Genomic DNA, 26,173 nt, shown 5'->3' with positions numbered 1-26,173 from the left:
GGCCGTAGCTCAGCCTCCTTTTTGGGATTTGAGTTACTCGCCATAAAGGCTCCGTAGCTCAGCTGTATAGAGCACTGGATTTCGGCTCCAGCGGTCGGGGGTTAGAATCCCTCCGGGGTCACAAAAAGAAAAAGAGCATTTGACGCAAGTTGAATGCTCTTTTTCTTTTTGCACTCTTCTCTCGCTCTCACACTCACTCTGAACTCTTTTTCTTTAGTGCGAGTGTGAGGACTGAGAGCGGGATCCGTATTCGAAGCTGAGATTCTATTTCCTCCCTCAAGGGAGGATTAAGGAGGGTGGCGATGCGACAATTCAATACTTCGCTGTTTTGGATTATAACGTAACGATAGCTTTTCACAAAGATTTCTGAGAATCAGTTTAAAAATCAATTTTAATTGGTAGTAAGTATTTAAAGTTGCGCTTATATGCAAGTTATGCTCAATTTTACAGAATCGGTTTACTGTAGATCTGTCACAAGCCGCGGCTCCCTTAATGAATGCAAAAGAATTCCTTTCACCAACGATCTCAAATACAATGAAATCCATCGTTTCGGGCTTTCATTCCAAAACTGGTGCCCATCAATGTTTTGCCTAAGTGAAGCAAGTAGATTCAGCTTTTCATTTCCATTTCCACCGTGCGCAATTACACTTCTGTAAGAATATAATTTAGAAATTATTGTATCTGGATTAGGAGTCGTGAATCCTGACATTATCAAGTCAGTTTCTCCTTCAATTCTATTATTAAGTAGTATGATATTTCTTTTTAATTGTCTCGTAATTGAATCAATAGAATCATTTGCTGCTGGATTATGGCTTAATAGACTCTCCATGATTGCAAAATAACCTAGATGTTTCAACGGAGAAACATCCTTAATTGCGTCATTATCAATGAACATTTTAATTGCTTCAACAATATGTGAGTACTCGTTATCGTTAAATTGTTCGCGCAAGGCTACCAATTCACCTACATTGTCCCAATGCACAGATAAAGGTAATTGTGATGATCTTCCAAATCCAAAATACCCTCCCACTTGATCTGGATTGAACATTATTGATTTCGACCCACCTATATCACATAAGGTTGATTCAGCCCAAATATCATAACTAGACAACCTTAATGCTTCTTTTAACTTATTAAATTTGGGAATTCCGTCGCTCTTTGATTTAACAACTAAATACCTGAAATCATTAGGGGAAGTAAGTCGATTCATATGAGTCCTATTGTCTTCTACCACTATATTCATTTCCTGAAATGGTACAAAATCGAAGGAACCAATGATGTCCATAAAATGGCTTGATATCAGTTTAATATCTTCAGGATTTGGCTTATCAATAACCCAATCACATATTTCAATAGGTACTAAACTATTTGAATCTATATCATTATAAATGATCAGATAATTCTGTTCTTTGAGCTCAACTTGTCTATTCATCGTTTGTAATAATTACTAAATATAATAGAAGTAGATGAGTATAACACAATCTACGCTTCATGCCGGAAAGTGTTATATCCGAGAATCGGCACGAAAGCGTAGCTTTGAAACGTTAATATTACATATTCAAAGTGTTCGACTCTAGTTGCGGTAGGTTCACAAAAAGAAAAAGAGCATTTGACGCAAGTTGAATGCTCTTTTTCTTTTTGCACTCTTCTCTCGCCCTCACACTCACTCTGAACTCTTTTTCTTTAGTGCGAGTGTGAGGACTGAGAACGGGATTCGTATTCGAAGCTGAGATTCTATTTCCTCCCTCGAGGGAGGGTTAAGGAGGGTGGCAAACCTTAATCTTTCGAAAAGTCTTGATTTTATCCTGTTTTCCAAACATTCAAAGCGGTTCGAATCCCATTAGATTTTGAATAGATAAATTTGTTCTTCAGAAGAATCTGCTAAATTGATAATCTATAAAAGAATTAACAGTAGCAACAATTTCATACTAGACCAATGAAAAGAAAAGGAATTATTATTTTAATTAGTATTGGAGTAATCCTAATTGCCTTAGTGGGATATTTTACTTTCTCATTAAGAGACAAAGCAAGGGATGATAATGATAGACAACAATTCTTGAAAGTTATAGAAGTGAATAAGTTTATTATAAATAATTTAGACCAAGACTCGACTATTAATTTGGATTACTGGAATATTAAAAGGGCCATAAAATCCTACTCTGTCTACTTTGATCAGATTAAACTGAATAAAATTGAAAAAGTAGTTTCAAAATATGGATTAGAAGTTTGGGGAGATCCAACTAATGGGATATTATACACTTATAGCGCTAGAAGCTCTGGTCTATCTCCAAAATATAGAGTTTGTAAAGCATATCTTTACTACGAAGGTAACATCAAAACTTGTCCGAAATTAGACTGGTTCTTAGAGCTGAGATCAATAAGAAAAATAAGCAGATTCTGGTATCAAGTCGAATATGAGATTTAGAATATTCGAAATTATCCCTTGAGCTAGCGTGATCATTCCTGTTGGTTTATCTGCGCTAAGATGTTCGACTTTTATTTTTGCACTCTTCTCTCGCTCTCACACTCACTCTGAACTCTTTTTCTTTAGTGCGAGTGTGAGGACTGAGAGCGGGATCCGTGTTCGAAGCTGAGATTCGGCTACCCCCTATTGGAGCCTGCCTGTTTGCAGTCAGACAAGGGGGACCGAGGCCTGTTTTCAAGGAGCAATATAATTAATCAATACCCTTTCCCAAGTGTTCAACCCTAGTTGCAATAATCATTGAACCAAATCGGAAACTTTAAGGGCTTTTCTTTCATTTTTATTTGCCATCTGATGCTGTTTTAACTTATTTTTGACAGTCAAACCCCAGGTAAATCATGTTAAAACTTCAACTTCCCTGTCATCGTTTCCTGCTCACTTTTCTGTTAACCGGCTTGGTTTTTTCCTTGACAGCTCAAACAGAACGGGCGTTTTTTATGAAAATCGGCAACCATTATATTCTTACGAACGAAAAAGCGGAGCTGGTGTTTCCGGATGTGTTCGATGCGATCTACGAGACGACAGCCTACGACGATCTCGATACTTCCGGTCATGACAAAATGATCTCCTATAACAAGTTTCAGGAACTGATCGTGAAACGAGATGGGAAATTCGGGGTGTTCAAAGCAATGACTTATACAATCCCATGCGAATATGATTACCTCGATCGCCTTGGATATGTCCAGGAGGTGAAATACTATGCCAAGAAGAACGACCGTTGTGCTTTCCTCACCGCTGAAGGAAAAGAGGTGACCCCTTTTGTTTACGAGTCGATCGAACAAGTGCATAAAAACGGGCTGTTCCGGGTAAAACTAAACGGAAAATTCAAGCTGCTATACCTGGATTCACCTTTAACCGTGACCGATTACACACCTGCGGCTTACGATAGCATCCTGATCGAACAGAGCTACTTTATCTTGATGCAATCCGGTATGAAAAGCCTTTGCGTGTTTCTATCGTTCGATGAAAAAGGCCATTATCAGTGTCTTCCTGCTGCGAAATGCGAATACTACGTTGGCGAATCCGATTTGTTGCAGGTATTTCCGGGAAAAAATCTGGCGTCAAGTTACGATTTCGACCTGACATTTACCGAAAAGCGCACGCTGAAACCAAACGAATTGAGAGATGATTACCTACCTTTCGAAGATGAGCTGAATACAGACCTTGGGGAACAGACAAGCGAGCTATTGATGGATTTCCTGAAAACTATTGCTGATTCGGCGGGAACCGTTGTGACAAAACCAAGAACTCACACTCCGGAAGAGATTCGAAAAGAGATCCGGCACAGGATCAAAAACCAGTTGGAGCAGTATCGCGTTTCTTACAGTGATTTGGGCTATACACACAAGCACACTATGAATGATACCGTTTCAGGCGGAAAGCACGGCTGTATCATTACAACCAGGGATCCAAAATCGAAAACCATTTTAAAAACGGTCATTCCGCCTGTATATGACGAAGTTTTCTTCGAGCCCGGGAAGATCAATCATTTCATCCGGTACCGATCAGGCAGCAGTTACGGCATTCTCAACAGAGAGGGGCGTGCCATTTTCGACCGGGAATGGGAAAAAGTTGAGTTGCCCGACCAACACATGCCTTTCATCGTGACCTACTCGGGTTCCGAGTCGTTTGTGTATAAATACGACCAGTTACTGGGTTCCAAAGAGCTGATTTATACCGGAAAGTCTGGGTTTCGCTATAGAACAGGAAGCCATCGCGAAAACCAGCTCTTCATTTATCCGGACAAGAGCGAAACAAGCCGTCCGATTGGTTTTCTGAACAATTTCTATGAAACCACCTATATCAACGGGCAACGGAAAACGGAACAGAAAGCCGTTGTGCTTCCGCCAGTCTATGATTCGGTTGTGCGGCATCCGACTCTGAACAATTACTTCCTGCTTTACCAAAAAGGGAAAACGGGACTCATCACCTACGCAACACAAACAATATTGCCGGTGGTATACGATTCCTTAGTCTTCAACTATCTTTTTCCGCTGAAGATTAATACGGAGCACTACGATCACATGTCACAAACCTCCGAGTTCTTTCCGTCGATCTGTGCCTATAAAAACGATTCACTCTACTATTTCATACGCAACTGTGAAACAAAATACGGCGGCATGGACTGTAAGTTCACGCAAACTGCGGTACTGGATGCCTGTGTGAACAAGATCAGTGTTTCGCTCAACGGACTTTATTTCAAAGTCAGGCTACCCAATGGCGAATGGCAGATCTACAGCATTGATGGGAGCCGGTTATCATCGGCCAATTACAGCTACATTGCGGATTATGCATTCAAAACCAGAACGGGATTCTGGTATGTTCCGGCCGAAGATTTACAGCGCCGACCAGTAATGATAGGACAAAACGGAAAGGAATTCCGCGTGCCGGAATAGTGTTCTATACTTTTGTTCTTCAAAGCTGAATATGTCCATCAAATGGGAACTACAATCTGAAAAAAATTGATAAAAACATCAGATTCACAAAAGAAAAAGAGCATTTGACGCAAGTTGAATGCTCTTTTTCTTTTTGCACTCTTCTCTCGCTCTCACACTCACTCTGAACTCTTTTTCATGCTGAAACTTCTTTTCGGGAATTTTTAAATACTCCGCTGTTATCAGATCAAGGGGTAACCCCTGTACGCCCTTCATCGGAAATAACGGAACTTTGCCCCAAAAAGAAACCCTTTGAAAAAATCAACAAATATGAAAGCACACCTCAGCGCTGCCATACTATTCTCCGTATTGGGGATCTCCCCGGTCTTTGCACAAAACAATTTTGAGTTGGTAGGGCCTCCATCACCACCAATTGTGACCATCGATGAAATTCCGGCTGTAAGCCAGGGGGCCACGGCAATGGCAGACATTGATAACGATGGCGACCAGGATATCCTGCTCAGCGGTTTCAGTATCACCTCCCAGGTCATCTCGCGACTCTATGTCAACAATGGAATAGGTGGATATACCCTGAAGCCTTCCTCCTTCGACCAAATGTATAATGGAAGTATTCATTTTGCGGACGTCGATGGTGATAACGATATGGATGTCCTGATAACCGGCATGTCCAATCAGCGTATTGCCAAACTGTATTTGAACGACGGCCTCGGTAACTTCACACTTGATGCCGGCACTCCATTTCAGGGTGTTGTATACGGGTCTGCTGCAATTGCCGATGTAAACGGCGACAGTGCACCGGACATCCTTGTTTTCGGGAACAGCGCTTCGGGCATTAACACCTCTTTGTACCTGAATAATGGTACAGGTGGTTTTACGCTCGCTCCCGGCACACCCTTTGAAGGTGTTACTTACGGACAGGCCGCTTTCGCAGATACCGATGGGGATTCAGACCAGGACCTTGTTATTACCGGACTCACCCCTTCAAACGCTTCCAGCACACGTTACTACGTGAATGACGGCAACGGTATTTTTACCCCTGCACCCACCAACATCGCCAACGTACAAAGAGGGACAATTAATTTCGGTGACCTGGATGCCGACAACGATATGGACGCACTTATCACCGGAAACACCGGCACCGGTATTACTGCCCAAATGTACATGAACAATGGGGTAGGGACATTCACGCTGGTTGCAGGCACTCCATTTACTGCGGTACACCAGGGAAGTGTTGCTTTTGGTGATACAGACGGAGACGGCGATACGGACATCCTGCTTGCAGGTGGCGGCAACAGTAGTGTGCTCGCGCGATTGTACAGCAATAATGGGGCCGGCGATTTCTCGACCGTTGCCGGTACACTTTTCCAGGGAATCGCGATGGGAAATGCATTTCTACAAGACATTGACGGAGACAATGACCTCGACGCTTTCCTGATCGGAGGCAGCGGCAATTCCCCGTCGGCTACTTTTTATACCAATGATTCAGGTGTTTTTACGCCACTCATCAAATCCCCTTTTACAGGCGTTTTGGAGAGCACTTCAGCTTTTGCGGATATTGACGGCGATAACGATATGGATGTATTGATCAGCGGGGAAGACTTTAGCGGCAGTACTGTTGCCAGACTTTACACGAACGATGGGAATGGTAATTATACAATCGTTCCCGGCACACCGTTCGTGGGCGTATCCAGCGGGGCTATTGGATTCTCCGACACAGACAGTGACGGTGATATGGATGTGCTGATTACAGGATATCATATAAATCATTCCACTGCCAATCTATATACGAACAACGGTGCAGGTGTTTTCACACTTGTTGCTGGTACGCCATTCAGCCCGAATCAGCGAGGCAGCCTTGTTTTTTCAGATATCGACAACGATGGCGATGAAGATGTACTCCTGACAGGATACAATGGCTCTTACCAGTCCATAGCAGAGCTTTATGTGAATACTGCCGGTAACTTTACCCTTGTTGCAGGTACACCATTCATCGGATTATCATACTCAAAAGCTGCTTTTTCAGATCTGGACGGAGATAACGACCAGGACCTGATCATTAACGGGTACACCGGTTCTTTCCAACCGATCACACAGCAATTCAGTAATGACGGAACAGGTGTTTTCAGTGCCATTGCTAACAGTTCATTGCTCAATCTGGGGATGGGATCCATTGCTTTCGGAGATATCGACGGAGACAATGACATGGATCTCTTCCTGACAGGTGATGATAACACATATAACAAAAACAGTAAACTTTACAGCAATGATGGAAGTGGCGTATTCACAGAGCTTACTTCCGGTATAACTGCTTTCAATCAAAATAATTCGGCTTTCACGGATGTGGATAGCGATGGTGATCTTGACCTGCTTATTGCTGGTATCTCCAACGTACATGCTGTGATGCTCTACAAAAACAATGGAACAGGAATTTTTACAGAAGTCAGCGGAACCCCTTTCAAAGGCGTAGGTTTTGGCTCTCTGAGCATTGCTGACATTGACGGGAACGGTAAGCCTGATGTGCTTATCACAGGAGTAAACAACAACGAAGCACCAAGCGCTTTCCTTTACCGCAATATGAACTGCACACCAACGACAAGTATTGCCGTACACGAAGCCTGCAACGCATTCACCTGGATTGATGGTGTCAATTATACTTCCTCCACGTCGATGCCAACCTGGGTACTGACAAATGCGGAAGGGTGTGATTCGGTGGTAACATTAAACTTAACGATCACACAGCCAACAACAAGTACTGTTTCTGCTTCCGCATGTAATTCGTACGACTGGCACGGAACAACGTATATAAATTCGGGAGCTTACTCCTGGACGGGAACGAACGCGGCAGGCTGTGATTCGGTAGTAACATTGAACTTAACGATCACACAGCCGACGACCGGCACTGTTTCCGCTTCTTCATGTAATTCGTACGACTGGCACGGAACAACGTATACAAATTCGGGAGCTTATACCTGGACAGGAACAAACACGGCAGGCTGCGATTCGGTAGTAACATTGAACTTAACAATTATGCAGTCAACAACGGGTACTGTTTCCGCTTCTGCATGTAATTCGTACGACTGGCACGGAACAACGTATACGACTTCGGGAGCTTACTCCTGGATGGGAACGAACGCGGCAGGCTGTGATTCCTTGGTAACATTGAACTTAACGATCAACCAACCTACAAGTTCATCAGTGAGTGCTACTGCTTGCGGACAATATACCTGGTCATTGAACAGTCAAACGTATACAGTTTCAGGAGCGTATACACATGTGATCCCAAATTCAAACAATTGTGATTCGACAGTTACCCTGAATTTGACCATCAATCAGGTCGATGCGACTGTTTCTGTCAATGGAATTACCCTTACAGCCAATCAGTCCGGTGCAACTTACCAGTGGATTGACTGCGATAATGGGAATGCGGCTATTTCTGGAGCAACTGCCCAATCGTTTACACCATCAGGCAATGGAAGCTATGCCGTGTTGGTTACAGCCAACGGTTGTACGGAAACTTCTGACTGCGAACCGGTAAGCTCGGTTGGAATAGAGTCCCTGGAAACAGTTTCCTGGAATATTTATCCAAACCCAAACAATGGTGTGTTTACGATTACTTCATCGCAGGATTTGAGCGGTGCTGCTATTGACATTTATTCATCAACGGGCCAATTAGTCTATCAAACAGTATTATTCGGCAACGAAGCTGCCATTAATCTCAGCGGGCACCCGAATGGAATGTACCTTGTAAAGATCAACAATTACAACAATTATAGAATTGTGGTAACGAAATAAACGAAGGCAATCAAAAAGAAAAAGTGTCACTGTCGTGACACTTTTTCTTTTTCATCAATACTCACTCTGAGCTTTCCAAAGGCAACATGAGGATCACGGTTTAATCAATTTAATTGATATCATTTCTCAGATAGCGATGCCAATACGTTTTCCAAATTCTTCATTGATAGTTTATATCCTTCCGTGAAGCCCATTTCGATCATCTTCTCCATGCGTTCAAGAGATTCGTTATAAATGGTAATATTCACTTTTGTCTTCCCGTTTTGTTCGCTAAACGTATAATCCCAATCAGAACCCGGCAATTCAGGGTTTTCGTCTTTGTCGGCAAATGCATTGAATAGTTTGAAATTGGTTTTTGGACTAATGGAAGTGTATTTCTGAATTGCCCAGCGCTCTTGTCCTTCCGGACTTACCATTGCATAAAATCTCCGGCCGCCAACTTTAAAATCCATAAACTTGGTTTTTGACGTCCAAGGCTTTGGTGCCACCCATTGGTCAAGAATTTCAGCTTTGGTAAATGCATCCCATACCAACGGCAGATCCGCATCAAATTCTCTTGTAATAAATACCGTTTTTGCTGCTTTGTCAACGGTAAAATCAAATAGTAAATCGTCTTTCATCTTTTTCCAATATTAATTACGCAACCTATAGGTTGCAAATATATGTGCAACTTTTGGGTTGCGCAAATTTATTTTCAATTAAGAATGAGTCCCAAGGTTATCGGGAGAGAATGAGGAAAGATTACATGATCTACTCCGTAAAGCAGAAGAAATACTTTAGGAATAGCTGCTATGGTAACGAGCTATTGCCCACAAAGGAAAAATATTTCGGTAAGAAGTATACGATATCGAGCAGTTCCCGTTAAACACTCCGGAAGTTCCCTCCTGAGGAAAATCACCGCTTGATTCCTGGCGGGAAAGGATAAATTCAATCCCTTTTTCGATGGCAGCTTTGTCAGGATGTTTTGCTTTCATTAAAGCAAGGAGTGCCCAGGCCGTATTGATTACCTGTCCATCTTTGTGCTCAACGTACTGATGCTTCACACAAGATTCAAAGGATTCTCCCCAGCTACCATCCGCACGTTGCTTACTCAACAAAAAATCACATGCTTTTTGAATCTCCGGTGACGGCGTATTGTTTTCGTAATTTTTATAACCGGCAGTTAATAAACCTTCCATCCCGAACCAGGTTCCATAGGTGTAACACACACCCCAACAGCCATACCATGAACCGTCCTGATCCTGCTTTGACTGTAAAAATTTACCTCCACGGTCAAGTGCAGTTTTTATATCTTCTCTGCGATATCCATGATGTTTTGTGAATTCCTTTAATCCCAGCATTGTAGCGGAAGAACATTCCGTATAGGTCTCTTCAGTCATGATGTTCTCGAATAACAGAGCAGGATTTAATACCTCAATCCATTTCGGAGCTCTTTGTTTTTCATAAGAAGCCCAGCCTCCGTCTTTATTCTGCATAAACAGCAACCAATCAACAGCAGGTTTTAAACGCTCCAGATCGATCTGGTTTTGCTTTTTGATGTGTTCTTTATCGTTATACAAAATAGCAGTCTTCATTCCTTCCGAGGTACAATCCGTTATCGCCCAACCGTGATCAATGGTTGAAAAAGGCCAGCACCCAAGCGTTACATCTCCCCAGTATTTTGTATAATCCTTCGGATTACGGTCAATTTGTGTATTATCGACAAAGTGATAAATTTTCTCTGCCATTTCCGGAAAACTGGTTTCCATATTTGCTTCAATTAAAGCCTGGCCGGCAAATGCGGTATCCCATAATTGAGATCCGTTATAACCTCCCATTTTAGCGCCGTCTTCGGCAACCCACAAATAATCCTTCCAGCGGTTAACGTGACTTTTAAATTGTTCGGAATCTTTTCCGTAATTGTGCCAAACACAAATAGAATTGATTGCCTGGCTTACAGGACCAATATTGATATACCGCGTATAGGTGTCTTCATAGTCAATGTAATCTTCCACATATTTGAGGGCTTTTTTTCTAAACCAATGCGAGTGAATGCGCTCATATGCGTTGGTAATTTTACTCAAACGGAGATACCATTTATTAACCGGATGAAAAATATCCGTTTCACAAGCTTCGCGGCGTGCTTTTTTCCAATTAATGGAATTATATTCTGTTGTATACAGTTCTTTTCTTAACTCTTCTACCAACGGTGTTAATTCTGCCTTCACTTTCTTGCCGAAGCAATAGGACATCGGTAGAAAAATCATTCGGTTATGACACCAGTATTTTCCGGGATGAAAAGGCACCCATTTCGGGAATTTCCACATTTCAGGCAAAAGAGCATCATTTCCTTTCCAATCATAGACGTTCAGAACCGATAAGTAGAACTTACCCCATTGCGGAACTTTAGTTGCACCACCATGGCTTAAAATCCAATCCTGAGCTCGTTTCATCTCCGGATTTGAAAGATCTTCTCCCAAAATGCGCAGGGTCACATATTGCATTACCGTTCCGAACATGGTTGAATGTCCTTCGATATGTACTCCCCAACCACCGTCTTCGTTTTGATGATTCCATAAATGGCGCTTCATTAAAACCTGCATTGGTTTTTCAAAAGGTGTTCCGGTAATGTAGGACGCTATGATTAATCCGGGAATCAGGAAAAGCGGACCTCCGTAATCGCCCGCCCAATTTCCATCCGGTTCCTGCAATGTTTCGTAAAACGAAAAACCATTCAATAAGCTGATTTGTGCTCTCTCTTTGAGTGAAAGTGAATCAGCGGCGGCGGATGGAATAATCTTTGGTTCGCCAACTTGTTTATTGCGTAAATAACGAAGTACGCGGTCACCGGAGTTCGGATTGATTTTCTTATCAAAAAGAAATGCACGATCAAGTCCCTCTAAAAAAGCGATGCCTTCGGGCTTATCCCAGTCTGCTTCGGATTGAATAATTCCTTTTAAATCGTCAGGAATTTCAAATTGCCAGGATTGTTGTCCGTTTTTTGAAGAGAACTTCCACGTGTCCCAAAAATAAGAGGGGGCTTTTTGATCGAAATTCATGGTGTATCAAGTTGTTCTGCGGAGCATAATTTCACCCAACTCAATCATTTTTCGTTTATCTTCTTCAGAAAGACCGGAAGACATAATAGCTTCTACAGATTTATCATGCAATTCTTCCATTTTATCCAAAGCAATTTTACCTACTCCAATTTCTTTGAAAACAGTTTGGAATCCACTGATTTTCGCTTCTTCGTCTTTTTCCTCAAACAGTTCCGATATACGCGCTTTTTGATCAGCATTCGCATGTTGCATCGCATTGATTAACAAGAAGGTCTTTTTATTTAGTAAGATATCCCCTCCGATTCGTTTTCCAAAGGTATCATCACCGAATGTATCCAGGTAATCATCCATAATTTGGAATGCCAGGCCGGAGTAAAGACCAAAATCGTATAGTTTTTTCTGATCTTCAGCTGAAGCATCACCCAGAATAGCGCCGATCTCACAAGCACAACCAAACAGAACAGATGTTTTCAGGCGAATCATGTTCATGTATTCTTCCACAGTTACAATTTCCTGGGTTTCAAATTCCATGTCATATTGCTGTCCTTCCATCACTTCCTGAGCCATTTTCAGGAAACTTTTTATCAGAACTGCAGACTTCGCTTCATTTCCTTTGATCAATAAACCAATGGAATGCGGTAACATGGCATCTCCGGTTACAATGGCTTTATCTACCCCGTATTTTTCATGGACAGTAATTTTCCCTCTGCGCAAGGTAGCTTTATCCATTATATCGTCGTGTACCAGTGTGAAATTGTGGAATACTTCAATTGAAATTGCGGCACACATAGCCTCTTCAGTACTTACACCAAATCCCTGAGCAGCCATTAACACCATGATAGGACGCAAACGCTTGCCTTCCAATGTCATGATATGGTACGTGGAATCAGATAAATTACTTGGGAAACCTTCCAATGCTTCTGTTTCCAAAAACTGGATAATTGCTTTTCTCTGGATTTCCAAATCCTGTTTTAATGTTGTTGCAGTTGCTGTCATAATTTAAAATCTATAGAAAACTTCTAAGTCTTCGTCTTTTAATAATTGCTGTGTTTTTTCCCAGTTTTGAGTAAATCCGATCATGAATCCACCGCCACCGGCTCCACAAATCTTTAAGTAATAGTCTTTCGTGTCCAGGCCTTGCTTAACAATACCCTGGTATTTTTCCGGAATCAGGTAATCCATTTCGTCCAATTGAAACCGGACTAATTTTTCCAGGTTCTGATAAAAGCTTTCGGTATCTCCTTTCAGGAAATCATTAATCCCGGCATTCGTATATTCAATGAATTTAGTTTCCAGTTTTTGCTGAAATTCTTCTTTCTTACACGCATTATTAAATTGCTGAATCAGTTTCTCGGAATTCCTGGCTATGCGGGTATTCAATAAAAACAGTACGTTCTTGCCGGTTTCATTGTAAACAGGAATATCCACTTTTACAATTTCCTTGTTGGCTTTTAACAATAATGGTTTATTGATCAGGATACTCAATGGATCGATCCCCGAGCTCTTTCCGTGAAAATGTCCTTCCAAAGCACCCAAGCAGCTTTTTAAGCTTTGAATGCGATCCATTGTCAAATTCTTCAATTCATCTTTGAAATCACCGGCTTTTTCCAGGTAACGCAGGAATATTGCGGCAACAAGTGCACCTGAGCTTCCCAAGCCAAAACCTTGCGGAATATCACTTCTAAAAAACAAGCCTTTGTCCAATTCCCGGGATAGTTCGCTGACATTCAGTTTGAATGTTTCATCCGTGTGATTTTCTAAAATATGTTTGAAGAATTCCCTGATACCTTTGTTTGACAATACTGCAATTGCGCTTTCTTCTGCATTTGCAGGATAGCACAATCCACCGGAAAATTTACTGAATGGAATTGTCAGGGCCATACCGTTGTGTAAAACACCGTATTCTCCAAACACAAGAATTTTTGAATTAACTCTTTCCATCTGTTAGTTATTCATTTTTGTTGGACCAGCTCCTTCTTCATCGAAGATGACCTTTTTATATGTATCGCGCAAATCGTTATTGATAAACTCCTCTACCTGCACTTCATACGCTTTCGGATAAAGAACGTGAACATTCGGACCTGCGTCCAACGTAAAACATACGGGAACTTTACTTTCCTTGCGGAATTCCATCAATCTTTCAATGGCTGTAATTGTTCCCGGTTTAACCAATAAATAATAATCCATAGACGTCATCATCATTGCATGTAATGTCAATGCTTCCGATTCGCACATTTGGATAAATGCATCCATGTCTCCGGACTTTAGAATCTCAACCAATTCAGCTGTACGTTCATTTGCCTGTTTGAAACGGTTTTCCGCATACGGATGATTATTCATCAACGAGTGACCGACAGAACTGGATACTTTCTTGGGCTCATCTTCGATGATCAGAATTGCATCTTTCATGTTCCGAAACACCGGATGTACATCTTTAACTTCAATCGCATGCTGGTTCGAAGAGTTTTGGATTTTATCGTTCTCTCCCCATAAAGCAAATCCCGGGAACATACTGCGCGATGCACTCCCACTTCCCAATCGGGCTAAATTACTTGCCTCTTTGTAAAAAGTTTCATCTTTTTCTTTTCCCTGTAAGCTATAGGTAATATCCAAAAGCGCCAAGGAAATTGCACCGAATGCGGATGCAGAAGAAGCGATTCCTGCTGAATGCGGGAAACTATTAGACGATTGGATCGTAATCGCTTTTTCATCGATAAACGGGAAGAATTCACGATTATCGTTTAAAAATTTAGCTACACGCTGACTGAATTGCTCATTTATTTTCCCTTCGAAATAGTAGGATAATTGAACTACTTCATCCGATGTTTTTTCTGACAATTCAGCTTCGACTTTTGTAAATGAATTTGACAGCGTCAAACTTAACGAAGAATTACAAGGTATTTGAGTTCCTTTTTTTCCCCAGTATTTAACAATAGCAATATTAGACGGGCAGCTCCACGTTACTTTTACTTTATTCATCAGTTCCTTGTCTGTTTCCATTTATTTTATGAATTCTTGATAGGTAAATAATACATCATACCCTTTTTCCCCGAAGTAGCTTTTTGCTGTTTTGAGATCTCTGTATGTTGCAAGAAAAAAATCTCCTCCCCAGGCACCCAGCGATTTGATACTATAGGCGTAATCGTCAAATAAACGCTGTTTTAATTTAACTGTCCCTATAATCGAAGAAATTAACTCTTCAGAAAGATCCAATTGCTGCTCAAACACCTCGATTTTATCCGTTTGCAAGGCAGATGCGATAATTGTATTCATTGTATCAACCTGATGCTGAGCAACGTTTGATTTTTTAAAACGCTTAATTTCTTCCCGGGAGTTTTGCTTATTTCCCAGATAAATAAACAGCAATTTGTCTGTTATCAATTCCGGGAGATGTACTTCCTTTTTAACTTTGCCATTTGCATATATAATCGGAGCTTTTGCTGTTGCACAAGCAACATCGTAACCTGATCCGCCGAAAGATACATCCAGTAGCTTCCTGGTTTCCACACCTGACCATTGGCTCAATAAGCTGATCAATGTAGAGCTGGAACCAAGACCCCAATTTAATTCAAAATTTGCTTCTGCCCTGAATTTCTGACTGAAATCCAGATCGGGTTTTTCTGTTCGTATCACAACGAACAATTGCTTCAAAATTTCTGCTACCTCTTCATTATTGGTATCCCGGATAGTGAAATCACTGTCCATAGAAACAGAAAACCACATTCCGTGTTTGGAATAACTTTCCCAGATGAGTTCATCAGACTTGGTTACCGAAAGCGTTTGTCCGAATTTTAATGGAAAAGCCAGGCAGTCTGATCCATTCAGAACCAGGTATTCACCAAAAAGCATCAGTTTCCCTGATGCCTTATAGGTCCTTATTGTATTTTCCGTAACTGTCAATCAAACTAATTGAAGAGATTCAACATAGGTGCGAACTGCAGATACAGAGACGTTTTTGTCCTTGAAGTAAGCTACTATCTTATCGCGGTCCTCCTTTTTTACTTCCAATTGATTCATGATATTGAACAAGTGCATTTTCATGTGTCCCTGTTGAATTCCAGTTGTCGTCAATGATTTAACCGCTCCAAAATTGTTAGCCAATCCTGCTGCTGCAGCTATACCCATCAATTCTCTTGCATTCGGAAAGTCCAAAAGTTCATGAGACAGCTTCACCAGCGGGTGTAAGTTCGTCAATCCGCCAACCACTCCCATTGCAATGGGCAAAGTCAGTTCAAAACGGAAGATATCATTCTCAATCGTACAATTCGTTAAAGAAGAATACGTGCCATTCATACTTGCATAAGCATGACCGCAGGCTTCAACAGCTCTAAAGTCATTTCCTGTTGCCAATACGACTGCATCGACTCCGTTGTAAATCCCTTTGTTGTGTGTTGTTGCACGATAAGGATCTACCTGTGCAATTCTTACGGCTGTATGGAATTTCTTTGCGAACTCTTTCCCGGAAATACCAGGAACAATTCCATCCAGGTTTTTTACATTCGTTTCCACCCAACACTTAACCACACAATTCGGTGTAAGATTAGATAGAATTGACATAATGATCTCCAAGCCATCCTTTTTCAAGTCTGCTTGCTTTTGGTGCCAGTTTCTAAATATTTCAGCGAACCTTTCCAGGCAGGAGTTTACGAAATTTGCACCCATTGAATCTATTGTTTCAAAGGTGACAAATAATTGCATCAATCCCGGTTCTTTATCCGAAAGATCCTTTAACACGATATCCTTGATACCACCTCCACGCTTGCGCATATTTACAGTAATATCTTCCGAACCGTCCAGGAGAAGCTGTTTCAATTCATCAAAACGACCGGTAAGTTTTTCTATATCATCGTGCCATAAGAAATGAACCTGTCCTACTTTCTCGGTATCAACGATCTCTGTGTGGAACCCGCCCAAAGCATACCAGAATTTGGCGCTTTTTGAAGCAGCAGCAACCACAGAGCTTTCTTCAATTACCATTGGAACGGCAAATGTCTTTCCGTTGATCAAAAAGTTTGGAGCAATGCTATAAGGTAAATGGAAATTTGATATTGTATTTTCACTAAACTCGTTAATCACTTCCTGCACGGCAGGGTCCGGATGATCAAAGCTTTTAAAAGTTTCCATTGTTTTCTCAGGAGACTTAAAAAATTTTGTGATCGCTTCCAACTTCCCCTGCTTGTTCTTTTTAGAGAACCCTTCTATTAGTATTTCCATTATCTTATTTTTAGAAATTTTTGAGCCATTAGTAATCCTTTTATTTGTGTTTCAGCAAATGTATCCAAGGCTTCCTGAGATTCATTTGCGTATTTTAAGAATGGTGCTGCCTGACCATAAACTGCTGGAATATTGGCTTTTGAGGTTAAATAATAACCATCCAGAAAGTTTTTTATCCCACCACTTATAATGACATTATTACACTTACGTTCGGATCCCAGTTCCCGGATTGATGTATTTAAAAAATCTACCATTTCGTAAGCAGAATGCCCCAGGGCAATCACGTCTTCGTAATGAGCTTTCATTGGCTCGTTACGCAATAACTCCAATTTTGAAAAATTTGTTCCGCCATTTGCAGCAAAGTCGATTGCCAAAACGGGTAATTTCAGTAATTCTCTCATGCTTTCAGGACCAAAGCCCTGTCCAACTTCCTTCACAATAATATTTGTGTCAATTTCATTCAACAACTGTTTAATTGTGACAAGCGGGGAACGCTGAATTAAATCGCCTTCCGGCTGCAGCCATTCCTGTAAAGGATTAACGTGTACAATCAAGCCATCCGCATCCAGCTTTTCTACCAGTGCTTTTAACTTGGAAGCCTGACCTTTATCTATCAGACGTTCAATCTGAGCAATTCCCACATTGGCATAGAGAGGAGACTCATCACCCAGGATCGGGCGCAGGTTAAAATCATCAAAATAGGTATTGTCTTCCAAAATAATCCGGCAAGAACCCAAGCCCATGCCAAAACCATATTTTCCTGCGGTTTTTGCCAACATTTTATTGATCGGACCTGCAGCAGACGTACCACCTGTCATACTTGAAATCCAGACAGGATAACGCATTGTTTTTTCTCCCAACCGAATAGACAAGTCCGATTGTTCAGGGTGTCCCTCTAACATCGGTTCGTAATAAAAACGACCATCCGATAAGGCACTTTGCGCGGCAAAAGCCAAATCCAAATGATTCTGTTTCCTTAAGTCTGCTGCTTCAAGCGATTCGTGTTCAATTTTTTCCATCAGATCATTGCCGGAACTCCTTCATCCTTTAATATGGGACGAATAATTCTGGTTGCATTTTTATATAAACGTATTTGTTTTGCAGGCTTTGTAATAAAATGTATCGGGTGCTGCATCGCCACTTTAAAAAAGTGCTTCAACAGAAATTGTTTGTTTTTGTTTATTCCCGACAGGATGGCAAGCGGGCCATTAGCCTGTTCTCCACCCTTCTGCAAATATTCAAAGCATGCTTCCTTTAATTCATCATTTGTAAACACTTCATACAAAGCGTTTGCCAAAATGTTGATTGTTTCAACATTCTTGCCTCTGTTCTTATAATATTCATTAACGGCGGATTCCAGTTTCGTTTCATTTTGAAAATCAATTCCTGTTAATTCGCCATTTAGGCAAAGAATATCCGAAAAAGTTGCAGTCATTCCACCACCGGTAAGGGGATGTCTCATGTTCAATGAATCACCCAAAAGTGCAGCACCTTTCATACGGAATGCCTGACCTTTCATCGAGTGATTCGGCATAACCTTTAACTGGTCTTCGTCCATTGCCTTTAAAAAGGACTGAACCATTTCTTCAGGCAATATTTTCACCACACTTTCTTTCAATCGTTCAATTGACTCTTTACCCATTTTGGGAGCTTTTCCACCAGGATAGTCAATCAAGATCCGATAAGCGTTGGTGTGGATCGGGTAAACCAGAACCGGGAAATCACCGGTAACGATCATGTGGCCATAAGAAGGAAACTCCAGTTCCAAATCTTTCAGGACCAATCCCATGAAATAAGAAGTTACCTTCTTGTTTACTTTACTCAACTTATCGCGCAGTACGGACATCGGTCCATCACACACAATTGTAAGCTTTGCGTATTGTGAAACCTCCGTTCCGTCTTCCTGTGTGTAACTTACACCGATGATCGTATTATTGTTTTCAAGGATTTGGGTAACATTTCCCTGAACCAAGGTGATGTTCTCTCTTCGTTCAAGCTCTTTCCGGATATTTGTCAGAAACTTCCCGTTTCTCAGACCAAGACCTTTAATTCCTTTTTGAACTTCATCATACTTGATAGTGAAACGTTCGTTCCCCTTAATCAAATTATAGCCATTGACTTCCTGAGCGTCGATACCTTCCAGTAAATGACCAAGTTTCATTTCATTTAGAGCCTGGATTCCTCCGGGCTGCATTAATTCACCGATAATTCTATCGGGTTCGGAAAGGTCGCGTTCCACAACCAATATCCGGGTGCTGGGAGGTTGGGAAGCAGCAAAAACTCCTCCGGCAACTCCGGCACCTATAACTATGATATCAAATTCACCTGTGCTCATTTTTGAATTTCGGTTAGTATTGATTTAATTTTACCTGTATCATCTTTTTTCTCCAAACTCTTCAGAATAGAGATAAATTCTTTTTTTGTACTGTTAAAATCCTGAATCGAAATAAAGTATTTAGCCGTTTTTCCTTTTCTGATCTTAACGTTTTCGTGCAATACCCTGGGATTATTGTAAAGTTCTTTCAAGGTTGCAATAGCCATTAATTGCGGTATGGCGCAAAAGCGGAAAATTTTCTGATTGTCCAGGCATTCCAAAAATTCCAGGCAGGCAGGAACATGCCCAAGTGCATTCAATACAACTTCATTCAATGCAGCAAGCCCGTTTTTTTCATCCGCCTGCAATTCAATTAATGTATTCGCTTTATTTTTCCAGGATTCCTCCGGCCAGAAAATACGTCCCTGTTCCAGATCCTCTGCAAAATCACGAATGATATTTGTTTTTTGAAGGAACAATCCCATTTCATTGCTGAGGCTTTTGTCAGAAAGCTTTGCACTCGTCTCTAATTTCGAGGCAAGGAACAACCTGCTCAAGCCAATTCCAACCAATCCGGCAACGTAATAGCAGTAATCGTCCCAGTCTTCATAACTTTCAACGTTTTTATGCGCATACTTGTTCATCCCGATTGCCATTTCATTGGTTATATCGGTAATAACCTCTTTGTATTCCGGTCCGAGTTTTTGATATTCGCGAATTACTTTATCAAAATGAAGCATTAAATCCCGGTAGTCCTGGGTATCTCCAACATTTTCAAGAGTGAATTCTTCTTTGTTTATTCGGTCTGCGAAGGTAAGCAGCATGTCTTTCTTGACAGAATTGTCGATGTTCATATCATCTTCAATGGTATCAAGGCCCCTTAAAACCAGGTAAAACAAACAAACAGGGTTTTTCAGATCTTCCGGCAACTGCTGAATTACAACAGCAAAAGAACGGGAAACCTTTTTAAGTGCTTCATAGCAATAACTTAAATCATCTGTGGATTGCGATAAATCTGTCAAGCGATACTCTGAAGGGCGGAATTGCTTGAATTCTTTCTTCATTTGCATTAGATAAACCAACTCAGATACATGAAAGGAATAATATGTCACCCTTCTAATCATTATTTTTCCGGTTTTGTAAGGCCCAAAAGTACGTACATTTTATAGATCTGTCCTAATTTTTATTGTTCAAAAAATAACGTTGTAGTCCTTATGCACACACAGATTTTTTAAAATAGGCAATAGTAAAGCAGGCATCAGGCAATAGTTTATCAGATGTTCAGTCTCGATAGCTATCGGGATACGAAGTGGTAATAGTGAATAGGCATTAGGAGTTAGTGGTTAGGATTTAATTATCTTTTTCTCTCACGGAGGAGCACAGAGGGTCGCAGAGGTTTTATAATAGTCAATAGTGAGCAGGCATCAGGCAATAGTTTATTAGATATTAAGACTAAAGACTGTGGACGTGAGACCAAAAACGGAAATGGGCACGAGCCAGAGCCTCGCGCCAACGAAGAGGGTTAGTTGTAACGGTTAAATATCTCTTACATGTGTTAAATCTATATACAAACGTAACTATATCTATGCTTCATTTATGCTATATTATAACTTTAAGCTTACCTTAATTATGCAGTTGAAGAGCGATATGCCTGCTAAAAAAATGCGGATTTGAAGTAACAATGTAAACTTTTGGACGTTTTAGCCATAACCAACATTATTCATTATGGCACATCAGGCAGGACCACTCCGGTTAAAAGGCCAATTGGGCGGCCTTTCATTTTATCATCACAGACAGTATGGTTATCTTGTTCGCCAGAAGGGCGGACCGGACAAAGAACTTGTAGCTACAAGCCCTCAATTTGCCCGAACGCGTGAAAATGCTGCTGAATTCTCTATTGCAGCTGCTGCGGGAAGGCTTATCCGGCAAGCTGCCAGGTCATTAAGCGGACTAAGAGGAGATTCAAACGTTTCCCAACGACTGACCGGCCTCCTTATCCGGATGGGAAAAACCGATCTGACAAGTATCCGCGGAATGCGGAATCCTGCAATAGTATTCAACAACTCTGATTCACGGGCACTCTTACAATCATTTGCATTTTTTGCTGGCAGACCACTTAGCGGCATTTATAGTGGCAGGATTACCTGTGATATTGCTGCGGGATCGATTGTACTTGTGAATGACACGAGCGGGACGCCCGCGCCAGCAAACGAATTTTTCCGTGCACCAAAAGGAGCTACGCATGTACAGATCAAGGCTGCTATCGCTACATTAGATTTTGACAAGCGGCGGTATCATGTCTTTCCAGCGCCGAGTTATACTACTTACCTGGAGAACACGCTATCACCAATTAGTTTTACCTGTGAACTGACAACAGCGGATAGCGGTTTCCGAATTGGGATTGTGGCAATTGAATTCTTACAAGAAAAGAATGGAGAGTTATATGGGCTGGCTGATGGGATGAGTTTGGGGATTGTGGGGTAGGGCACGAGCGGATCCCGAAGTGTCGGGACAGGCTGCTCGCGCCAGCGGTGTCTGACGAATGTTCTAATTTTATTGGCGCAGGGTCAGGAGACCGCTGAGCAGCGAGGAGCGAGTTCTTATAGCTAGCGGGAAGAGAGCACTACTTCGTTCTTACGAACTCCGTAGTGTGAAAGAGAAATAGAATGAAGAGGGGCTGTCATAAAATGATCCAGATCCTCGAATGAATAACAGGCAATAGTGAGCAGGCAACAGGCACTAGTTGTTTAATACATAATTCATTCCGAAGCTGCAAAGAACTGAGTAAAATGATTATCAGGACTCTCAGAGCTTAAAAGTAGGGATAAATTCCATGAACCCAAAAATGAAAAGCGCAGGATTAAATCCTGCGCCTGAAATCAAAAATATTATTTTTCTATTATTGAAGACGTTATCTTAAATATGCCTCCGTCATCTTTGATAATTGCATTATTAAATTCACATGAAAATATGCTACAAACCTCTCCACGATAGACGTGTTTTGGTTTGAACACAATATTTCGCACTGAAAATGAGGTTGATATCCCATTAGAAAATAAGAGGAGTTTATACTCGTTTTTATATAAAAAGGTGTCATAAATTTGTATTCTATTGGCCTCCTCATTTTTGAATAAATTTGCGTCCACCTCTTTTGTATTATTTTTAATGCAGCTTGCTGAATCAATTTGGAGGTTTTTCGGAAAGTTAAAGCCTACTCCAAGCCCTGATACAGAATCACAAGATACAGGAAATTTGAAATCATAAGACTCATTTTCTGAACCTTCTTTTCCCCCTTCAGAAACACATCCAAGAATGCTAAATAGTACTAAAACAAACCCTGTCAGATTTATGAAAATCCTCCTCATTTTCTTACGGTTTTTTCCCCCAAACAGCTCCATCATATAAATTTCTAAATTGTTCTATTGTTAACTCAACAGGATACTCCTTACCCCAAGATTGGACACTAAATCTAACTATATTTCCTTCTTGTGTAAAATTACCCATAAAAGTTACAACGTGATTTCCGGCTTGTGCAGTAGTAGGCTTCTCACCTTGAATCATACTCGCATTAATAGCTAAGATTATTTCATAACCTTTATTATGCATGCTGGTCAAACTGGTTAATACCCTTACAGGATCCATTGAAGCACGCTGTGATAGTGAGTAAGTTCTTTTAGACACTGTCAATCCAAGCATATTTTCCATCAAATATTCAATTTCCGGATAATAATTATCTGTTTCTGAATATTGACCATATCCCATTCCTAAAAAGTTTTCTGGTTTCCCTAATTGATGATTCATCGAATTTTGAATGGAGCTAAGTAACATCCAATCTGCATCGAGTTCCCTTCCCGCCTCTGTTCCTGCTTCAAAATTACGCCCTACTCTATTATGATTTTCGTCTTCTTGACTTTTTGAAGAACTTGAACCACCGCTAGGGTTTTGCTTTTGAAGATATTGACTTGGTGATATCTTGAAATCATTAATTTGAGTACTACCATTGAAGAAAAGGCTGTGACTAACCTGAAGAATTCTTTTATCAGATTCATTTTTAAGCCAGATATAAGTTACAGCTGCAATGACACAAGTTCCTGCTCCAGCTTGATTAATTTTTATGGGATCAGCGAGTAAATCTCTTAAAGATTTTTCCACTTGATCTGCATTCGCATTTTTAAATTCCAATCCTTCCAGCTCTACACCATCAATCACCCTGTTTTCAGAGAATGCATAGACAGAATTATGTGGATAACTTGGTGCTAATGGATCTATTGCGAAGAATCTTCCGATACGCGAATCGTGCATACGGTATTCGTAGTTCAATGAATTTCCCTGCCCTTTGATCTCATTATCCATTTCCTGATCCTGGAAACCATAGCGGTAGTCTTCACCACCATATCTTCCGGTTTGTTGCGTACCAAACGGATCATAATCCGAGTAGGTTAGCACTGTCGATATATAATAATCCGTAATCTTATCCGGAGTGGAAGAGGTTTTCGCTCCTGTAGACAAATTATAAAACCCATCATCAACACCCCATTTACGGTCAGAGATAGTTGCAAGTACATTCCCTAAATGATTCTTTAATTCATATCGCTTCGTTCCTACCACCGTAGAACCTTTAGATGTACCATAACCTAACTGACGTGCCATATGTGTTCCCGTTGTCAAGGTATTGTTAAGTGCCACACCACCTGAAGTACTACCCGTATAAACAGATAGGGTTTGATTTAACCAGTTTCCTGGCTGGCCAAACGCAAGGTCAATATAAACTGTTCCTGCCGCATTTTTATCATACCACAAAGAAGCGCTTATATCTGTAGTAACGGTTTTGGAATTTATTGCATTCATTAAACCGTTAAGATTTACATCCAAAGTTGAGGCCGTATTCCACGGATACGGATCATTCAACAACGTACTTCCAATACGATATTGAACATATGTTATTCCTGAAGCTGCATAAGTAGTTAAAGTTGTACGCAACAACGCTGAAGCACGATTATCAGAGCTTGTAAATGGAACATTTGGATTGGTACTTAAAGTCTGATCTACAATTTGAGTACCTAATCTTGTTGCACCATACAAATGAAAATCTTCCAACATCATAGCAGTATTATTCAATCCTGTTGAGGCAAAAGTAGTTGCTACATCGCCAGCTTGAGTATAAGTTGCCAATAGGTTGCCACCAGCGTCTAAAGAGTAATAAGTTGTTTTAATCGCTGCTGTATTGATTGTTCCATTTGCATTCTTGGGTTTCACAATCTTTACGATACGTTGTCCACTGGAATTATAACGAAACTCTAAATCAGGTTTGGTACTTGCAGAAGTACGAACGATCTTTGATACTTTATTCAAAACATTCCAAACAATGGTTTCAATTTGTTCCTGTTTGTCTTTTATTAAACGGCCTGATGCATCATATACATAATTATTTCCAAGTGCCGGATGGTTGATATTTGCTCCTGTAACCAAGGAACCCATGTCATCCACATCATCTGTAAAAGTTCCTGAAACAACTGCATCATCCAAATGGTACAGGCGGTTTTCAACCAATTCTGTTCCGGACATATTGTAACCATGAGCTAGCTGATCTATCCAATTTCCAGCATCATTTCTACGATTAAAGTTCGTAATGTTTCCATTCAGATCATAGCTATAACTACTAAAATGTGCATTAGTCGTAACAGCACCAGTCCAACTATTATTGGCTACCTGATTAGCTGCTGTATACGTCTGAGCCTCTTTCAAACGCTGCAATTGATCGTACTTGTATACACGGGCAACATTCCCCAATAAGCTATTATCCGATTTTCTGATGGAAGTAACCATTGCCCGAATATTCCCATTATACAAATTTGCTGTTGCTGCTGTACCCGGCAAAAACGCACTCTCTGAAGCTGCAAGCCAATTATTTGCAGCAGTTGGAATAACAATTGGGGTATAGTCAATCTCTGTGCCAGAATTAAAATAAGTCAAACTATAACCCATCGCATCCTGTGCCACGTACCTGTCTTTATGAGTTTGGGTTCCCCCATCTTTACCCATATCACGGGTTGCAACCAGGGAATTGCTGTTTATTCCTTTTATCCAGCCATGAATAGTATAAGCATAGTCAATCCCTTGAACCTTATCTTCACCCAATTCAGTTCGAGCCAGAGGGCCATGTAAATAATAATAGTATTGGGCGTCCATGTCCCATTTCGCACCATCCCGGGAATTTTGAACGCTTATTAAACGATTATCGTCATCATAAACATAACGACAAAGAAGTTGGTCTTCTTTCTCTTTTTGATACATTAATTTCAAAATCTTACCTGAATACACATCATACTGATATTCTGTCGTTTTGTAACGATTATTTAACCCCATCAATGGAATATCAGTCAGTAATTGTTTGACATTACCATGGATATTATAATCATAAAATACTGCGTTATCATAATTTGCATCTACTCCCTTATAGATATCATAAGACATCCTAACTGCAATTCGATTATTTAAATCCTTGGGATTCCAGCCCAAAGCAGTATTCAATGTAAGTGTTTGCTTGTGGTAAATGGTTTTCACCACATCATAAGTTGGAACGCTCACTGTTGCTACAGGGTACGAATTATCATTAATCGATCCCAATGCTGCTGTTAAATTTGTTGGTGTAAAAACTCCTGCTTCAATTGGTCGGCCAAATTGATCAAACTTAGTATAGCTGTACTTATTGGCAGCCAACTGCTGTGCTGTTTGTGAATATCTTGCCTGCTGAGCCTTATTAAACCAAACTTGCATAATACCTCCGTCAGGCGTATTTGTTTTATAAGTCTGATTCATGGAGTTGTAAGTATAAATGCTCTTCAAACGATGTGTAGGTTCGGTTGTGCCATCCCACACTCCTTCTGCATTAAACCCGGATGCAGCGGTAATATGAACTCCTGCAGGAGGAACGGTT

The 26,173-nt window shown here is 40.8% G+C and carries 16 protein-coding genes, 1 tRNA gene and 1 pseudogene; 5 read left to right on the top strand and 13 right to left on the bottom strand.

Annotated elements, in window-relative coordinates; translation table 11 throughout:
- The first annotated feature begins 47 nt into the window (after nt 1–47).
- A tRNA-Arg gene (locus K0S23_RS12895) sits at nt 48–121 on the top strand.
- 336 nt (nt 122–457) lie between these two features.
- Here K0S23_RS12895 and K0S23_RS12890 read toward each other — a convergent pair.
- A complete protein-coding gene (locus tag K0S23_RS12890; RefSeq protein WP_300358034.1) occupies nt 458–1,432 on the bottom strand; it encodes a hypothetical protein in 975 nt (324 codons plus the stop codon).
- Nucleotides 1,433–1,936: 504 nt separating this feature from the next.
- Here K0S23_RS12890 and K0S23_RS12885 point away from each other — a divergent pair.
- From K0S23_RS12885 to K0S23_RS12875, 3 genes are all read left to right on the top strand, one after another.
- Nucleotides 1,937–2,425 carry a hypothetical protein gene (locus K0S23_RS12885; protein WP_300358033.1) on the top strand — a complete coding sequence of 163 codons (489 nt, stop codon included), beginning with the start codon at nt 1,937–1,939 and terminating at the stop codon, nt 2,423–2,425.
- 395 nt (nt 2,426–2,820) lie between these two features.
- Entirely contained in the window at nt 2,821–4,878 is a 2,058-nt protein-coding gene (locus tag K0S23_RS12880; protein ID WP_300358031.1) for a WG repeat-containing protein, read from the top strand.
- 309 nt (nt 4,879–5,187) lie between these two features.
- The gene (locus K0S23_RS12875) at nt 5,188–8,670 is read left to right on the top strand and encodes a T9SS type A sorting domain-containing protein (protein WP_300358030.1); all 3,483 of its coding nucleotides are present in this window, start codon (nt 5,188–5,190) and stop codon (nt 8,668–8,670) included.
- Nucleotides 8,671–8,789: 119 nt separating this feature from the next.
- Here the strand turns inward: K0S23_RS12875 and K0S23_RS12870 are convergent, their stop codons facing one another.
- The 10 genes from K0S23_RS12870 to K0S23_RS12825 all read right to left on the bottom strand — a co-directional run bounded on the left by K0S23_RS12870 (nt 8,790) and on the right by K0S23_RS12825 (nt 20,300).
- Nucleotides 8,790–9,290 carry an SRPBCC domain-containing protein gene (locus tag K0S23_RS12870; protein ID WP_300358028.1) on the bottom strand — a complete coding sequence of 167 codons (501 nt, stop codon included), beginning with the start codon at nt 9,288–9,290 and terminating at the stop codon, nt 8,790–8,792.
- Nucleotides 9,291–9,446: 156 nt separating this feature from the next.
- Complete coding sequence (locus K0S23_RS12865; RefSeq protein ID WP_300358027.1) at nt 9,447–11,708, bottom strand: terpene cyclase/mutase family protein; 2,262 nt, start codon at nt 11,706–11,708, stop codon at nt 9,447–9,449.
- 6 nt (nt 11,709–11,714) lie between these two features.
- Complete coding sequence (locus K0S23_RS12860) at nt 11,715–12,704, bottom strand: polyprenyl synthetase family protein (protein ID WP_300358026.1); 990 nt, start codon at nt 12,702–12,704, stop codon at nt 11,715–11,717.
- Nucleotides 12,705–12,707: 3 nt separating this feature from the next.
- A complete protein-coding gene (locus tag K0S23_RS12855; RefSeq protein ID WP_300358025.1) occupies nt 12,708–13,649 on the bottom strand; it encodes a mevalonate kinase in 942 nt (313 codons plus the stop codon).
- A gap of 3 nt (nt 13,650–13,652) precedes the next feature.
- Nucleotides 13,653–14,708, bottom strand: a complete 1,056-nt coding sequence (mvaD, locus tag K0S23_RS12850; protein ID WP_300358024.1) for a diphosphomevalonate decarboxylase — start codon at nt 14,706–14,708, stop codon at nt 13,653–13,655.
- On the bottom strand, nt 14,709–15,608 hold the full coding sequence (locus K0S23_RS12845) for a GYDIA family GHMP kinase (RefSeq protein ID WP_300358023.1): 900 nt from the start codon (nt 15,606–15,608) through the stop codon (nt 14,709–14,711).
- Entirely contained in the window at nt 15,609–16,922 is a 1,314-nt protein-coding gene (locus K0S23_RS12840; RefSeq protein ID WP_300358021.1) for a hydroxymethylglutaryl-CoA reductase, degradative, read from the bottom strand.
- A complete protein-coding gene (locus K0S23_RS12835; protein ID WP_300358020.1) occupies nt 16,922–17,941 on the bottom strand; it encodes an isopentenyl-diphosphate delta-isomerase in 1,020 nt (339 codons plus the stop codon). The genes K0S23_RS12840 and K0S23_RS12835 overlap by 1 nt, the downstream gene beginning before the upstream one ends.
- A complete protein-coding gene (locus tag K0S23_RS12830) occupies nt 17,941–19,257 on the bottom strand; it encodes an FAD-dependent monooxygenase (RefSeq protein ID WP_300358017.1) in 1,317 nt (438 codons plus the stop codon). The genes K0S23_RS12835 and K0S23_RS12830 overlap by 1 nt, the downstream gene beginning before the upstream one ends.
- A complete protein-coding gene (locus tag K0S23_RS12825) occupies nt 19,254–20,300 on the bottom strand; it encodes a squalene synthase (RefSeq protein WP_300358015.1) in 1,047 nt (348 codons plus the stop codon). The genes K0S23_RS12830 and K0S23_RS12825 overlap by 4 nt, the downstream gene beginning before the upstream one ends.
- A gap of 661 nt (nt 20,301–20,961) precedes the next feature.
- Here K0S23_RS12825 and K0S23_RS12820 point away from each other — a divergent pair.
- Nucleotides 20,962–21,720 carry a hypothetical protein gene (locus K0S23_RS12820; protein WP_300358013.1) on the top strand — a complete coding sequence of 253 codons (759 nt, stop codon included), beginning with the start codon at nt 20,962–20,964 and terminating at the stop codon, nt 21,718–21,720.
- A gap of 404 nt (nt 21,721–22,124) precedes the next feature.
- On the opposite strand, the gene K0S23_RS12815 is transcribed toward K0S23_RS12820, so the two are convergent.
- Together K0S23_RS12815 and K0S23_RS12810 are read right to left on the bottom strand one after the other, a co-directional pair.
- The gene (locus K0S23_RS12815; protein WP_300358011.1) at nt 22,125–22,634 is read right to left on the bottom strand and encodes a hypothetical protein; all 510 of its coding nucleotides are present in this window, start codon (nt 22,632–22,634) and stop codon (nt 22,125–22,127) included.
- Nucleotides 22,606–26,173 (bottom strand): annotated as a pseudogene (locus tag K0S23_RS12810) (hypothetical protein); the annotation flags it as partial. The pseudogene K0S23_RS12810 and the gene K0S23_RS12815, both read right to left, overlap by 29 nt.

The organism is Fluviicola sp. (assembly GCF_029266855.1).
In the GTDB taxonomy this organism is placed as follows: Bacteria; Bacteroidota; Bacteroidia; order Flavobacteriales_D; family Crocinitomicaceae; genus Fluviicola.
The sequence above is the reverse complement of the archived record's forward strand: the minus strand, read 5'-3'. Positions and strand labels throughout refer to the sequence as shown.

What these genes read in the sequence shown, in the direction of transcription:
- K0S23_RS12890 (WP_300358034.1), bottom strand. Translation starts at nt 1,432, where the DNA reads ATGAATAGACAAGTTGAGCTCAAAGAACAGAATTATCTGATCATTTAT.
- K0S23_RS12885 (WP_300358033.1), top strand. Translation starts at nt 1,937, where the DNA reads ATGAAAAGAAAAGGAATTATTATTTTAATTAGTATTGGAGTAATCCTA.
- K0S23_RS12880 (WP_300358031.1), top strand. Translation starts at nt 2,821, where the DNA reads ATGTTAAAACTTCAACTTCCCTGTCATCGTTTCCTGCTCACTTTTCTG.
- K0S23_RS12875 (WP_300358030.1), top strand. Translation starts at nt 5,188, where the DNA reads ATGAAAGCACACCTCAGCGCTGCCATACTATTCTCCGTATTGGGGATC.
- K0S23_RS12870 (WP_300358028.1), bottom strand. Translation starts at nt 9,290, where the DNA reads ATGAAAGACGATTTACTATTTGATTTTACCGTTGACAAAGCAGCAAAA.
- K0S23_RS12865 (WP_300358027.1), bottom strand. Translation starts at nt 11,708, where the DNA reads ATGAATTTCGATCAAAAAGCCCCCTCTTATTTTTGGGACACGTGGAAG.
- K0S23_RS12860 (WP_300358026.1), bottom strand. Translation starts at nt 12,704, where the DNA reads ATGACAGCAACTGCAACAACATTAAAACAGGATTTGGAAATCCAGAGA.
- K0S23_RS12855 (WP_300358025.1), bottom strand. Translation starts at nt 13,649, where the DNA reads ATGGAAAGAGTTAATTCAAAAATTCTTGTGTTTGGAGAATACGGTGTT.
- mvaD (WP_300358024.1), bottom strand. Translation starts at nt 14,708, where the DNA reads ATGGAAACAGACAAGGAACTGATGAATAAAGTAAAAGTAACGTGGAGC.
- K0S23_RS12840 (WP_300358021.1), bottom strand. Translation starts at nt 16,922, where the DNA reads ATGGAAATACTAATAGAAGGGTTCTCTAAAAAGAACAAGCAGGGGAAG.
- K0S23_RS12835 (WP_300358020.1), bottom strand. Translation starts at nt 17,941, where the DNA reads ATGGAAAAAATTGAACACGAATCGCTTGAAGCAGCAGACTTAAGGAAA.
- K0S23_RS12830 (WP_300358017.1), bottom strand. Translation starts at nt 19,257, where the DNA reads ATGAGCACAGGTGAATTTGATATCATAGTTATAGGTGCCGGAGTTGCC.
- K0S23_RS12825 (WP_300358015.1), bottom strand. Translation starts at nt 20,300, where the DNA reads ATGAAGAAAGAATTCAAGCAATTCCGCCCTTCAGAGTATCGCTTGACA.
- K0S23_RS12820 (WP_300358013.1), top strand. Translation starts at nt 20,962, where the DNA reads ATGGCACATCAGGCAGGACCACTCCGGTTAAAAGGCCAATTGGGCGGC.
- K0S23_RS12815 (WP_300358011.1), bottom strand. Translation starts at nt 22,634, where the DNA reads ATGGAGCTGTTTGGGGGAAAAAACCGTAAGAAAATGAGGAGGATTTTC.